14 protein-coding genes and 1 pseudogene are annotated in these 13,454 nt (G+C 61.0%); 8 read left to right on the plus strand and 7 right to left on the minus strand.

The genetic code is table 11. The features are described 5' to 3' along the window. Positions 1–278: 278 nt before the first annotated feature. Complete coding sequence (locus tag ACVW1C_RS32665) at positions 279–497, minus strand: ChaB family protein (RefSeq protein ID WP_456761779.1); 219 nt, start codon at positions 495–497, stop codon at positions 279–281. A gap of 283 nt (positions 498–780) precedes the next feature. Between ACVW1C_RS32665 and ACVW1C_RS32670 the strand changes: the two genes are divergently transcribed. The 4 genes and pseudogenes from ACVW1C_RS32670 to ACVW1C_RS32685 all read left to right on the plus strand — a co-directional run. Continuing rightward, a complete protein-coding gene (locus ACVW1C_RS32670; protein WP_456761780.1) occupies positions 781–1,374 on the plus strand; it encodes a nitroreductase family protein in 594 nt (197 codons plus the stop codon). A 423-nt stretch (positions 1,375–1,797) separates the two neighbouring features. Beyond that, entirely contained in the window at positions 1,798–3,828 is a 2,031-nt protein-coding gene (locus ACVW1C_RS32675; RefSeq protein ID WP_456761781.1) for a protein-L-isoaspartate(D-aspartate) O-methyltransferase, read from the plus strand. Positions 3,829–3,887: 59 nt separating this feature from the next. Continuing rightward, complete coding sequence (locus tag ACVW1C_RS32680) at positions 3,888–4,334, plus strand: baeRF12 domain-containing protein (protein ID WP_456761782.1); 447 nt, start codon at positions 3,888–3,890, stop codon at positions 4,332–4,334. 119 nt (positions 4,335–4,453) lie between these two features. Continuing rightward, positions 4,454–4,596 (plus strand): annotated as a pseudogene (locus tag ACVW1C_RS32685) (universal stress protein); the annotation flags it as partial. A 463-nt stretch (positions 4,597–5,059) separates the two neighbouring features. On the opposite strand, the gene ACVW1C_RS32690 reads toward ACVW1C_RS32685, so the two are convergent. From ACVW1C_RS32690 to ACVW1C_RS32710, 5 genes are all read right to left on the minus strand, one after another. Then, a complete protein-coding gene (locus tag ACVW1C_RS32690; protein ID WP_456758476.1) occupies positions 5,060–6,157 on the minus strand; it encodes an ISAs1 family transposase in 1,098 nt (365 codons plus the stop codon). 439 nt (positions 6,158–6,596) lie between these two features. Further along, positions 6,597–6,830 (minus strand): DUF6894 family protein, encoded by a 234-nt coding sequence (locus ACVW1C_RS32695; RefSeq protein WP_456761783.1) that lies wholly within the window; start codon positions 6,828–6,830, stop codon positions 6,597–6,599. 355 nt (positions 6,831–7,185) lie between these two features. Next, positions 7,186–7,614 (minus strand): DUF3775 domain-containing protein, encoded by a 429-nt coding sequence (locus tag ACVW1C_RS32700; RefSeq protein WP_456761784.1) that lies wholly within the window; start codon positions 7,612–7,614, stop codon positions 7,186–7,188. Positions 7,615–7,878: 264 nt separating this feature from the next. After that, positions 7,879–9,501: a chaperonin GroEL gene (gene groL / locus ACVW1C_RS32705; protein WP_456761785.1), complete on the minus strand. Its 1,623-nt coding sequence runs from the start codon at positions 9,499–9,501 to the stop codon at positions 7,879–7,881. Positions 9,502–9,579: 78 nt separating this feature from the next. Continuing rightward, positions 9,580–10,122: an Hsp20/alpha crystallin family protein gene (locus ACVW1C_RS32710; RefSeq protein WP_456761786.1), complete on the minus strand. Its 543-nt coding sequence runs from the start codon at positions 10,120–10,122 to the stop codon at positions 9,580–9,582. Between the two features lie 261 nt (positions 10,123–10,383). Between ACVW1C_RS32710 and ACVW1C_RS32715 the strand changes: the two genes are divergently transcribed. Next, positions 10,384–10,686 (plus strand): hypothetical protein, encoded by a 303-nt coding sequence (locus ACVW1C_RS32715; RefSeq protein ID WP_456761787.1) that lies wholly within the window; start codon positions 10,384–10,386, stop codon positions 10,684–10,686. Between the two features lie 43 nt (positions 10,687–10,729). On the opposite strand, the gene ACVW1C_RS32720 is transcribed toward ACVW1C_RS32715, so the two are convergent. After that, on the minus strand, positions 10,730–11,080 hold the full coding sequence (locus ACVW1C_RS32720) for a L,D-transpeptidase (RefSeq protein WP_456761788.1): 351 nt from the start codon (positions 11,078–11,080) through the stop codon (positions 10,730–10,732). A gap of 85 nt (positions 11,081–11,165) precedes the next feature. On the opposite strand from ACVW1C_RS32720, the gene ACVW1C_RS32725 reads away from it, so the two are divergent. The 3 genes from ACVW1C_RS32725 to ACVW1C_RS32735 all read left to right on the plus strand — a co-directional run bounded on the left by ACVW1C_RS32725 (position 11,166) and on the right by ACVW1C_RS32735 (position 13,441). Beyond that, positions 11,166–11,849, plus strand: a complete 684-nt coding sequence (locus ACVW1C_RS32725; protein WP_456761789.1) for a TonB family protein — start codon at positions 11,166–11,168, stop codon at positions 11,847–11,849. After that, entirely contained in the window at positions 11,846–12,361 is a 516-nt protein-coding gene (locus ACVW1C_RS32730) for an RNA polymerase sigma factor (RefSeq protein ID WP_456761790.1), read from the plus strand. The genes ACVW1C_RS32725 and ACVW1C_RS32730 overlap by 4 nt, the downstream gene beginning before the upstream one ends. Before the next feature lie 93 nt (positions 12,362–12,454). Next, a complete protein-coding gene (locus tag ACVW1C_RS32735; RefSeq protein WP_456761791.1) occupies positions 12,455–13,441 on the plus strand; it encodes a FecR family protein in 987 nt (328 codons plus the stop codon). The last annotated feature ends 13 nt before the right edge of the window (positions 13,442–13,454 follow it).

The following is a 13,454-nucleotide window of genomic DNA, read 5'->3' on the forward strand; positions in this document are numbered from 1 at the left end:
TCATTCGGCCGAGCCGTACGGAGATTACCTCATCAGACTGGCGAGGAACGAAGGCGCGGACCTGACCGTCACCGGAGGCTATGGGCATAGCCGGCTCGGTGAATGGATGTTCGGCGGCATGACGCGGAGCTTGCTCCAGCAAGCTCCAATCTGCCTGATGATGTCGCATTAGGCGCCCCGGGGCGGCTCGCCACCAGCCTTGTGCAGATCCATAGCCTATTAGGTCTGTCAGTGCTCGCGCAGCCCTGTTTGCGCGACACTGGGCGGCCGGCCGTAGTCTAGCAACGATCCGAGCGGGCAACCCAATGATCGCCGAGTTTGACGTAAGATCGCTTAACCGCAGACCATGCGGTCCGGTGAGCGACTTCTTCCTGCCTGCGGTCTCCCGCATGCGCGGCAAAGCAGTGGTTGAAGGCCTCGCGATAGATGGCCTGGGCATGAGGGGGCAGGTGATTGCGGATCGGGAAGGGGAGGTCGTCATTCGAGCGGTAGGGCATGTGGCTCTCGGTTGATCTGCCTTCACTCCGCTGACTTGCCCGCGGAGCAGAAGGTTCGCGGCTCGGCCTGATCGGCCTCAGGCCCACGGAAATGATTTTCCAAATGATTACCTTTCAAAATAGCACGGATCATACTGTCGCGGCTTGATGCGCATCAACCTGCCAGTGCGGGCGCCGGTGCTGGATCGGCCAAGCAGCGCCCATGGCTGGTACGCGGTTGCGCCGGGTCAAGGTGCGAATGCCGTAGAGGTCTAACATTTAATTTTTGACAAGGAGAAGGCCGATGCTGACCTATTCCAAGCTCGACACTCTGACTGCAATCTATCAGCGGCGGGCAGTGAGAAGTTATACGCCCGACGAAATTGAACGAGGCACGATCGAACAGTTGCTTGGTGCGGCCGTGCAGGCGCCCACGGCGCTTCATGCAGAGCCTTGGGCGTTTGTCGTTATTCAGGACAGGGCGCGCTTGCGACAGTATTCCGACCGTGCCAAGGCCCTGCTGCTCGGCCAGCAGCAGGCAACATCGCATTTCCAAAAGGCCGAGCCGCGCGCATTGGCGGTGCTTTCTGACCCCAACTTCAACGTCTTCTATGACGCTGGCACGCTCATCGTCGTGTGTTGCAAGGCCAAGGGTCCGTTCGTCGAGGCGGATTGCTGGTTGGCGGCACAGAATCTCATGCTTGCAGCCACGGCGCAGGGGCTTGGCACCTGTTGCATCGGGTTCGCGGTCGGCATCCTGAATACGCCTGACATAAAGGCGGAGCTTGGAATTCCGGAAAGCGGCGCGGCCGTTGCCCCAATAATCTTGGGCGTGCCACGAGAGTTGCCAGCCAGCGGTTCGCGCAAGCGGCCGGTCATTCTACGCTGGGTGCCATAGTCTCTCGCCCGAGAAAAATAGGAGTGATCATCTTTCGCCGCCGAGTGGACAGGGCCAGTCGGCCTAAGCGCATAAAAATGCCCCGGACGCATGGCCTGCACGGCCGATTCGACGAACCGCATTTGGGTCCGATCCGCCGGTCGCCCTTGATGTCGATCAAACTGCTCGGACGACAACGCGAATATCTTAGAAAAAATGATTGCGGCCAGTGCGATCGCCATCGTCGTGTTGGCAGGCGGGACTGTTTCGGCGGCTCCGCTGCTCGCGGCAGCCATCTCCACAGCGTCCGCGAGTGCTACGGACGCAACGCCAGTCGGCTGGCGTGGCCACTTTCGATCCTGTCAATGGAACTTATTGGGTCGCAACGGTCGTAGGCATTATTGTCGATAATTGATAAGTTAACCTCGGCAGAGAGCCATCATCATGGCAGTTCCGACCTTCAAAGACCCGCCTTCCAGTGAAATGACAGCGCTTCGGAGGCGGATGGTCGAGCGAGATATCGCCGCGCGCGGCGTATGCGACGAGTTGGTACTTGATGCGATGCGGAAGGTGCCGCGCGAAGTGTTCCTGCCAACAAAACTTCGTGAATTTGCCTACGAGGATTCGCCGCTTCCGATCGCGGGCGATCAGACGATTTCGCAGCCCTACATCGTCGCCTTCATGATCGAGGCCTTGATGCTCAAAGGCGGAGAAAAGGTTCTCGAGATCGGAGCAGGCTCCGGCTATGCCGCGGCGGTGCTGTCGGAGATCGCGGCCAACGTCTACACGGTCGAACGGCTCGGCACGCTCGCCGAGAAAGCCGCGTCGACACTGGTCGAGTTCGGTTATGACAACGTTCATGTCCTGCATGGCGATGGCACTAAGGGGTGGCCGGACCACGCTCCGTTTGATGCCATCGTGGTCGCCGCCGGCGGGCCGCAAGTTCCGGAATCTCTCAAGGAGCAGTTGAAGATCGGGGGCCGGCTGGTGATCCCGGTGGGGGCGGACCAACGCAGTCAGGAATTGGTGCGGGTCACCCGCGTTTCAACCAACGAGTATCGCAGCGAAGATATTGCCGACGTTCGCTTCGTTCCATTGATCGGGGAAGAGGGTTGGGAGACCGCCAGAGGCGGCGGCCCCGCGCGTGCGCGCCGGGTGTCGCGTCCTGTATCAACGGACGAACAATTGGTCCGTAAACTTGCGGATGCTGCTGAATCGTTTTCATCGATCCAGACTGCCGATCTCAACCCCTTGATGGACCGGGTTGGCCCAGCTCGGATCGTGCTGCTCGGCGAGGCGACCCATGGCACCTCGGAATTCTACCGGATGCGTGAGCGCATCACCCACGATCTCGTCGTCGAGAAGGGCTTTCGCTTTATTGCAATCGAGGCCGACTGGCCAGATGCCGCGCGCGTCGACCATTACGCGCGACACTTCCAGTATCCGCCGTCCGAGTGGACTGCTTTTGCGCGGTTTCCGACCTGGATGTGGCGAAACACCGAGGTGCGCGATTTCGTCAGTTGGCTTCGCAAACACAATGGCACACTCGAACGCAACAAGCGCGTTGCATTTCATGGTCTTGATCTCTACAGCCTCTATGACTCGATCCGCTCCGTCCTGAACTACCTCGATGATGTCGACCCGGAATCGGCGAGCGTCGCCCGCGAACGCTACGGTTGCCTGACGCCTTGGCAGCGCGACCCGGCCACGTACGGTCATGCGGCGTTGACCGGATCCTATCCCACATGCGAATCTCACGTGGTAGGCGCCCTCACCGACCTTCTGGCAAAGCGCCGAACTTACGCCGAGCATGATGGCGAACGTTTTCTCGATGCCGAACAGAACGCGCGTCTCGTTGCGAACGCGGAGCGCTATTATCGCGTCATGTATTACGGCTCACGCGCGTCCTGGAACTTGCGCGACAGCCATATGTTCGAGACGCTGAAGAATTTGCTCGCGTTTCACGGCCCGGACAGCAAAGCCGTGGTATGGGCGCACAATTCGCACGTGGGCAACGCAGGAGCGACCGAGATGGCTGTTCGCGGCGAGTACAATCTCGGTCAACTGTGCCGCAAGGAGTTCGGGGAGCTGGCCTATCTGGTCGGGTTCGGCACCCACAGCGGGACGGTTGCCGCAGCATCAGACTGGGATGGTCCGATGGAAGTGAAGAAGGTTCGACTTTCGGTCCCGAATAGCTACGAGCAGTTATGTCACGCAACCGGGCTGGCGCGCTTTATGCTTGGTTTGCGCGGCCGCAGCGATCTGTGCGGGCCGGCCGGTCTTGGCAAGGAGCGTCTTGAGCGGGCAATCGGCGTAATCTACCGGCCCGAGACTGAACTCGCGAGCCATTACTTCCGGGCCACCCTGCCGCAACAGTTTGATGAGTACATCTGGTTCGACGATACCCGTGCCGTGACCCCGCTGGAGACCGCTGAGATCAAGGGGCTTCCTGATACCTATCCGTTCGGCGTGTGAACGGCCAAAGTGGGGAAACGTGGCTCGGGTACAGGTGCCGGTAAGAGGAGCGCACGAACATGCTAAAGATCCCGCATAACGCCCTGGTGTTTGTCGGCGACGGCCGAAAGGCCTTGTTCCTGCGAAATGATGGCGACGCGATATCTCCAAATCTCAGGGCTGAGGAGGTTTTTGAAGACGTAAATCCGTCAACTCACGATCAGGGCAGCGACCGACCGGGACGTATGAGCGAAGCGGCACTGCCAGGCCGTCGTAGCGCTCTCGAAACAACCGATTGGCATGATATCGAAGAGCATCACTTTGCGCGAAAGGTCGCCGCAGCCATGGAAAAGCTGGTTCGGACCAGCAGGGCGAAGGCCCTCATTGTGGTAGCGCCACCGAGAACGCTCGCTGAGTTGCGAAATTCGTTCCATTCCGATGTCAAGGCGTGCATTGTTGCCGAGATAAACAAGGACCTGACGAAAATTCCAATCAGCGAAATTGAAAGGCATCTTGACGCCGCCTGAAGCGGCTTCATCTGAACCGGGCTGCCCGCAAGGATTTGATTTGAGTCAAGAGGATTGGGCCGAGACGTGGTCGTATGTTTCTATTGCCAATGAGGAGCCGCCATGTCCTACGCGCGCTTCTGGTTGGGCTGGCCGAAGACGAGGGGGCCGATTTGCTGGTGACCGGGGCTTACGGCCACAGCCGGCTCAACGAGTGGGTCTTTGGCGGTATGACGCGCGATTTGCTAACCTCGAGCCGATCTGCTGTCTGATGTCCCATTGAGGTCATGAGTTGCGAGGCACATGCGATACACAAGCCAGCGGAATGTTTCGCAATCAGCATCGCCTCCACGGAAAGGGCGTGCGCCTCTCTCCGAACAGACAGGCGAAGCCTCGGGCCTGATCGAAGACGAGCAGGTTGACGTCGAACGCGAGATCCCAGTAGAACACAACCAGTCGGTCGAGCAAATCGAGCGCAGCGACCAACCGGACCCGCCCTTGTTCGAGGACTGAGATTCCAGGCCGCTGCCAAGTGAGGCTCGGGCCAGTGAATGACTGGGCAAAGCCATCTTGAGTGCGGCGTTCTGCCTCCAAACAATCCAGATTGAGCACTGGACTGCAGTCGAAGAGAGAGCTTCATGAAGCTTGCTCAATGCCTTCCAGGAGGCTGCCGTGGAGAAGTTCATCCACCAGGAAAACTTGGCGCTTTTCGAAAGCGCCTCGAAGAGCCGCATACGGAGGCAGGGCTATCGCATGTGGCCGAGGAGTTCGAAGAGGAATGCATCGTTCCATCCGGCGCGCTTGAGCTTGCCGCGCAGGGAGACTGTCGTGTCCGGGTGGGCTTGGGCGACGTTGAGAGCCAGACGCCTGAGCACGGCCAGGTTGGCCGGTCCGTTGTCCTTGCGATTGCGGGCGAGGTCCTCGTCGAGGGTGACGTCGAGCGGCCAGTGCAGGCGATTTTCGATGCCCCAATGAGCACGGACGATGCGCAGGACCTCTTTGCGGCTGTAGGGGCGGCTCATCAGGAAGTAGCGCTCGACCGTGTCGTCCTGTCCCCGCTTGCTGGTGATGCGGGCGACAGCTTTGAGGCCCGGAAAGTCGTGCTTCTTGGCCATGCCAGGAACCGATGCGACCAGCGCCACACGCTTCTCGTTGCGTCCATGTTCCGCATCGATGGTGGTCAGCGAGGTCTTGCCCTTGCGTTTGACGGCGCGGATTGCGGCTTTGGCATCCTCCAACAGAGCGGGCTGGTTCGCCTTCACCGCCAGCACGTAGTCACCGCCCCGTGCCACAATCGCTTCGGCCATCCCGCGGTGGCAATGCAGGGCATCGGCCGTGACCACGCAGCCCTTGAGTTGCAGAAGCGCAAGCAACTGCAGGGCACCGTCGGCTTCGTTGTTGTTCGGCGCCAGCACATTGGCGAGCGCCATGCGCGTCTGCTCCGCCCAGGCGGTCACCATCACCGGCGGCATGTGGCTCTTGCCGCGTTCGTAACCCCGCCGCAACGCCTTGCCGTCGAGCGCGATCACCCCGCGCGGCCGCTTGATCTTCGCGCCTTGCGCAAAGGCCGTCATAAAACGCCGGAACGCGACCTCGAACGCCTTCGGATCGAGCATCCGGAATACCCGGCTGAACGTGTCGTGGCTCGGCAGGCCATTCTTGAGCTCCAGCACATCCTGCCAAAGATAGGCCTTCATCCGGGCAAACAGTGCCATGTCGGTGCAACTCGTCGCCCCGCACAGCGTCGCCATCAGTGCGATGAACAAGATCTCGGTCAGGTCATGCAGCGCGTTGTCGGCCCGCGGGTCGGGCAAATCTTCAAAGCACTCGGCAAATCGTTGCATCGGCCGCTCCCTCTAGATCAGGAGCGACCTTCAGAATCTCTTTCTCCCGATTTGGCAAATACTTGCAGCCGCGCACGTGCGATTCCCCTGCATACGGAGGGGGAGCGCAAGGCGCTGCTGAAGCTGCTCGCCGACGAAGAAAAGAAAGAGGACGAAGAAAGAGGCTCTTCCTAAGAAAAGGGATGACCAAGCGCAGCGTACATGACGGCCCAAGGCCAGCCAAGAGAAGCGAGTAGTTCTGATTGGATCAAGCGCATCCGGTGCGACTTCGATGCTTTTCGTGCCACTTTGGCCCGGGTCCTCGCATGTAGTGAAGCTCCGGTCGATAGGGATCACGGGCAGCTCTGATTAGCTTGTGCCACTTCGTCATGATCGATTTCAAGCGTTGGCGCGACGCCGGCGAATGCGGGTGTGCTTGTGCGATCCACATGATCCCCTCTCAATGTGGCTTGCCGAGCACGGACGCAAAGGGGAGGATCAGTATCTCTTCGCCGCAATCGTCACTGACGTGCAAGACCCAGCTCCGCCAATCTTCCAAGTTGGGCGCCGTGATGAGCGATTGCACGACAAGGGTGGCATGATCACATGCCTCAGCCAGGTCGCCTACAGCGACGCCGCTTCGATCGATCAGGACACCTTCAATGTTGGAGCAATGAAAATATACCTGAGTCATGTTCCGTCTCCTACGGGACGAGATCCACAGGCTCTGCAGATAGCAACGGAAGTGTCTGCCGAAAATTCGGGTCGATTCCATAGGGAAAAGTACGGAGCGCCCTGTGGTATGCCGGCCGCGGTTTAGGCACCGCCTCTCGGCCTGGAGCGGGCACTTAGCCGGGAGATTCGCGCGACAGCACTGAACGCGGTCTTGGATGTGGGATCATCTGACGGCCGCCCACGCGGTGCGGTCTGCGGGTTCCGGATGCACCGACGACACGGTTAAAGGCCGCAGGACACACGTTCCGCGCATGGAATGCAGCTTGATTGCGGATCGATACAGAGCGTCGGCATTCATGACTGATGGAGATGGCCTATAGGAGCGATCCTTCATATTCTTCTGCAGAATGGCCGAATTTCGAAAGGGCTTCCTCCAGATAATCGGACAATAAAGGCATTTCCAATAAGTAAGCGGCCGTTCGCTTGTTATGCGCACGGGAAGCTTCGGCGCGAAGTTCATCCCAATTCTCGATGCTCCCGTCGCCGCGTCCGAGCCAGGCGAGGGCAACCAAATCTATCTGCTCGTCCTCGTTCAAATCGTGGATGAAGCTGTCGAGTTCGGCACGAACCGGATCATCCTTTCGGTCCTCAAGCACGGAGCGCATGCCGTCATCGGTGGCGTTGGAGCCCGATTCTGGATCGGTGACGCCGTCCTTGGCGTCGTACCGGCGCGCCATGGCGACAATGAAGAACGCCTTCTCCGGAGAGATCGACAAATTGGGAAGGGGTAGTGCTTTTGTCATCGCACGGCTCACGAGTTGAAAGGTCAATCTTGTATGAGCCCCTATAACCGGTCTGGTGTTGAGCGAGATCAAGTGGTCGACAAGTCGGCGATTGGTCGCGGCAGATTGATAATCCGAAGCTGCTTCTCATTGTTTGGAAGCGCGCCGGCTCCGCCTAGTGTCGGATGCAGCAGGCGTAGCGCCTTGCGCAAACACACTTCCCGCGGACAGGAAATCTCGCCTGAGGTAGGCGCTCCTCTTTCGCCGCCGCCGTTAGCAAGTCAGCTACATGGTTATCTCCGGCTCGGCCGGCCGTTCCCTCTTCGCCTCCGGAATTTCCGTCATCGTCGCTTCGGTGAGCAGCAGCACGCTGGCGACGGAGACTGCATTTTCCAGTGCGGTTCGCACCACCTTTGCTGGATCGACGATACCGGCCTCGACAAGATCGACGTATTCCTTGCGCGCGGCGTCGAAACCAAAGTTGCCCTGGCCTGCCAGCATGCGAGCAACCACCACGCCACCATCTACAGCGGAATTCTCCGCAATCTGCCGCGCCGGTGCTTCGAGCGCTCGTCTCAGGATCTGGATGCCGGTCTTTTCGTCACCTTCGCAGGTGGTTTCTTCCCGCGTGACCGCGTCGATGCACTTCAGTAGTGCGAGACCGCCGCCAGGCACAATTCCTTCGGCCACTGCGGCCTTGGTGGAACTGATGGCATCATCCAGCGCCTCCTTCCTTGCCTTCATCTCGGCCTCGGTCGGAGCTCCGACGCGAATGACGGCAACGCCGCCGACGAGCTTGGCAAGCCGCTCCTCGAGTTTCTCGCGATCGTAGTCGCTGGTTGTCTTCTCGATTTCTCGCCGGATCTGTTGAATGCGCGCTTCGATCCGGGAGCGATCGCCGCCGCTGCCGATCAGCGTGGTATTCTCCTTGTCGGCCACCACCCGTGAGGCGCGCCCCAGCTGTTGCAGCGTCACGCTCTCGAGCTTCAATCCGAGTTCTTCGGACACGACCTGTGCACCGGTCAATATTGCGATGTCCTCCAGCATTGCCTTTCGCCGATCTCCGAAGCCGGGCGCCTTGACGGCGCAGCCCTTAAGGACGCCTCTAAGCTGATTGACGATCAGGGTCGCTAGTGCTTCCCCCTCGATGTCTTCGGCGACGATCAATAGCGATCGGCCCGACTTGGCGACCTGCTCCAGGATGGGAACAAGATCGCGCAAGGCGCCGATTTTGTGGTCGCAAAGCAGCACAAACGGATCTTCAAGGACCGCTTCCATGCGCTCCGCGTCGGTTACAAAGTAAGGTGAAATAAAGCCACGATCGAACTTCATGCCTTCGACGACATCCAGTGTGGTCTCGGTGGTCTTCGATTCCTCGACAGAGATCACGCCTTCGCCGCCGACCTTCTCGATGGCGTCGGCCACCAGGGTGCCCACCGCGGCGTCATTGTGGGCTGAAATGGTTGCAACCTGAGCCTTCTCCGCTTTGGAATTCACCGGGCGCGACATTCCGTGAAGCGCCTCGATCGCGACGCGGGCTGCCCGATCAAGTCCTCGCTTGAGATCGATCGCGCTGGCTCCAGCCACAACGTTGCGCACGCCATCGGCAAGAATAGCGTGGGCAAGAATGGTCGACGTGCTGGTGCCATCGCCGACAACGTCGCCGGTTCTCTCCGCGGCCTGGCGAAGCACTTGAGCGCCGAGGTTCTCTTCCGGATCCTTTAGGTCAAATTCCTTAGCGATGGTAACGCCGTCATTGCAGACGATCGGCGCCCCCCAGCTCTTCTGAATCAGGACCGATTTCGACTTGGGGCCGAGCGTAACGCGGACAGCATCCGCCAGCAGCGTTGCGCCGCGCAGGATTTTCTCTCGGGCCGCGGAATGAAACAGGATCTGCTTATGGGCCATTTAGCTGCGTCTCCGGGCGCCATCGTCAAAACGCTGCGGCCTCACCGATCACGTACGACGGTGAGGCCAGCGGTTCACTCACTTCGGGGTCACAGGGATAGTCTTCTGCTTCTTCTGCGCTTCCGGCGACTTCGGAAGGGTGACGGTCAGAACGCCCCCCTTGAAATGTGCTTCGATTTTGTCGGTGTCGACGGTCCCGGGCACCTGAAGTGATCGACGGAACGAGCCGTAACGACGCTCCGAAACGTAGTGGTCCTTGGCCTTCTCTTCTTTCTCTTCCTGCTTTTCGCCCTTGATCGTCAGCACATTGTCGGAAAGCTGAAGATCGATGTTCTTGACATCGAGGCCCGGCAGTTCGGCGGTCACCTCGAACGCCTTGTCCTTTTCGACGATGTCGATAGCCGGCGTGACATTGAACCCGTAATCACGGCGCCAGAAGGGCTCGATGTCCAACAACGAACGATAGGACGGAGCCTGCAGGAATCCAGTCTGGAACTCATGAAACAGCCGATCGACCTGATTGCGAAGAGCTTCGAACGGTTGCCAATCCGAGGACCTTGTCGGTTGCGCAGCCGGAGCCCCTTCGGTCTTGACGGGTAACTTGGTCGCAGCTTCCGCCATGGCGAATACTCTCCTTTGAGGTTGCTGAACTGTTAAACTATATGCCGAGAAGACAAAGCCTCCTTGATCTCAATCAACAAGGGAGGCGCTCAGAAAGCGGCGAGCGACACGCTCGTTTCACGCCGAACTGAAACTCGCCGTGGCAAGAGCCTGCAAGACGTCTGGGAGGAAGAGTTGCAAGTCGATCGTGCCTACCGGTCGCTCAGGATCAGCCACTAAGTCGGATTGCTTACCTTTTCCCGGAGGCCGGGACGTCAAGCAGTGGCGGCCCGCTATTCGACGGAACTTGTGAAGCTGCTTGAATTTGCAAAGCAGCGAAATGTCCGTGTCGCTGTCGTTAAGATGCGCGCGTCCGTTCGGTTCCGAGCTCTCCTGCCGAATGAGGTCGCGTTTGATGAAGCGGTAACGGCGGCATTCGCGAATTTGGGTATTGGCTTCTGCACTTTCTCCGCCGAGCTGGAGGAGCCGCGGTTCTATTGCGATACTGGTCATCTCAATCGGGCCGGAGTGTCAGAATTGCTTGCGCGTCGTCTAAAGGCGATCCTGATCGCGCCAACTGACTGAAACTGCGTTGACTGAAGTGGTGTCGATTGACGCTATCCTGGCGCTACTCGACGATCTCGATCGTCGTGTTTTGCAATCCCTGGCTTTGAACCAACTGGAATAGTGATCTCGCATCGTCCGGGCCGAGCCTGACGCAGCCGTGAGACACCGGACGACCCAGATTGCGGACTTCAGTGGTGCCGTGAACGGCGTATCCGGCGTGAAAGAAGATCGAATACGGCATCGGAGTGTAGTCGTAGAGTTTGGAATAATGCATCCGCTCCAATTGATAGGGACGGTAGATGCCGACCGGCGTCCGGTAGCCTCTGCGGGCGGTTGACACCGGCCAGGTCGCGAATTCGGTGCCTGGTGCGCCCACCAAAGAACCGCATCCGCTTCGGGGCATGTCGGCCATCCGTCCCTGCTGACATGAGATTGTTACACAGCCTGCCTATCGTCCCCGCCCGACCATGACAGGCTTGTAAGCGCGAGGAGCCGAGTTGACCCCCGATGCGCGAGCGTCGAGCGCTCGGCTGTGCCGTGCTCTGATGTTCGGCGTCTGTCTTGTTCTGGCGCCGCCGGAAGTGTCGGCACAGGAGGCGCAGATCGACTTTGATATCACGGCCCAGCCGTTGGCGGCCGCGCTCGAGCAGTATGGTGCCGTGGCTGGCCGGAACGTCCTCTACAACAGCAACCTGACGGCCGGACTGCATTCCAGCGCCGTGCGCGGGCCCATGACCGCGGACACAGCGCTTGCGCGTCTGCTTGCGGGCAGCGGTCTGTCGGCGCGTGTGCTCGGAGAGACGTCTTTCGTACTTTATCCCGCACCGGCCACGGCGCAGGCGGCGCTGCCGGTTCCGGTGAATCATTATTATGCGCGGCTGCAGACCGGCCTTCGGACCGCACTGTGCGCGGAGGCCGATGCACGGCCGGGCCGTTATCGGATCGCGCTGCAGTTCTGGATCGATCCGGCCGGCAACGTGGAGAGGTTCGCGCGGCTGGGCTCGGCGGGCAGCGCCGCGGTCGATGCGGGCATCGATCACGCGCTACGCCGGATGCAGGTCGACGCGCCGCCGCCGCCCGGCCTTGCCCAGCCGGTTACCCTGGTGGTCGTCCCACAGGGACCTGGCACGACGATGGCCTGCAATGGTTCGCCGGCGCGTCGCGCCAGCGCGGCACCATGACCGAGGCGTCCCTGACGCTGATGAGACGCCTGCTGGTCGAGCGCTATGATGAACTCAAGCGACGGCTGGCAAGACGGCTCGGATCGGCCGAGCTGGCGGGCGAGGCGCTGCAGGACGCTTGGCTGCGCATCGCCCGGGTGGATTCGGTCGGTGTCGTCCGCGATCCCGGCAGCTATATCTTTGGCGTCGCCATGAACGCGGCGCGTGATCGCCAACGCAATACCGATAGCCGCACCCTGAGCGCAGCCGAGGTCGATGGACTGCTCGAGATCGCCGATGGCGCGCCAGATCCGGAGCAGGTGGCGCGCGCGCGTTCGGATCTGCGCGGGCTGGAAGCCATCCTGCACGAGCTGCCGCCGCGCCGCCGCGCGATTCTGCTGGCAGCGCGGCTCGACCAGATGCCGCGGCAGGAGATAGCCCGCCGCTTCGGTATTTCCCTGCGCCTGGTTGAGCTAGAGCTGCAGCGGGCGCAGGAGTATTGTCTGAAGCGGCGTGATCGGAGCGGCGGATAGCATGCGGTTCCGCCCGGCTGGAAACGTCTCCTTGAGAGTGGTGGCAAAAGCCGCCGCATCTCGGCGCAGGTGGGCACGAGGCGGACGCCGACCATGAGCGCGATGGATAAGGACGACATGGAATTTGATCCGCTCAAGCGGGAAGCAGTAGGCTGGGTCCGGCATCTCACCTCCGGACATGCCACCGCCGCGGACGCCGAGGCGCTGCGGCGTTGGTGTGCCCAGAGCGCGGACCATGTCGCCGCTTTCGCCGCCGCGAGCCGCCTGTGGCGAGACCTTGCGCCGGCCGGCCGCAATGTGCGGGCGGCAATGATGACCGGACAGTTGCCGAGCGCTTCGCGCCCGCTCAACCGCCGTGCGTTGCTCGGCGGCGGGCTCGCGACCGCTGCCGCGGCGGGGGGCGTCTATGTGCTTGCGCGGCCGCCGCTCGGTCTGTGGCCGTCCTGGTCGGAGTTCGCGGCCGACTACCGGACCGGCACTGGCGAGCAGCGCCACGTGGCGTTGCCGGGCGATGTTTCGATCCAGATGAACGTGCAGACCAGCATTGCGCTTCGGCCGGCCGATCCCGGCGCGGCACGGATCGAGTTGCTCTCCGGCGAGGCGGCATTCGCCACGACCGGGCGCAGCTTTGGCGTACGCGCGGCCGACCGCTGGATTCTCGCCGACAAGGCGCAGTTCGACGTGCGCTATGTGCCGGCTGGCGGCGAGCAGCCGGTCTGTGTGACCTGCCTCAAGGGCGAGCTGCTGGTCCAGCGTGGCGCCCAGGCGATCGCCATGAAGGAGGGGCAGCAACTGCGCTACGACGCGCGCGGGGAGACACTTGCCGCTGCCGATATCGAGGCCGCCTCTGCCTGGCAGCGCGGCTTCCTGCTGTTTCGCTTCACGCCGCTATCCGATGCGGTCGAGGAGATCAACCGCTACCGGCCTGGCCGCATCTTCATCATCAATGCCGCGATCGCACGGTTGCCCGTCAGTGGCCGCTTTCGTATCGATCGGATGGACGAGGTTCTGACCCAGATCCAGCAGGCGTTCGATGCGCGCGTGCGGTTGCTGCCTGGCGGGATCGTGCTGCTGAGCTGAGCACGATCTTACG

The sequence above is a fragment of the Bradyrhizobium sp. USDA 4011 genome, from assembly GCF_054063415.1.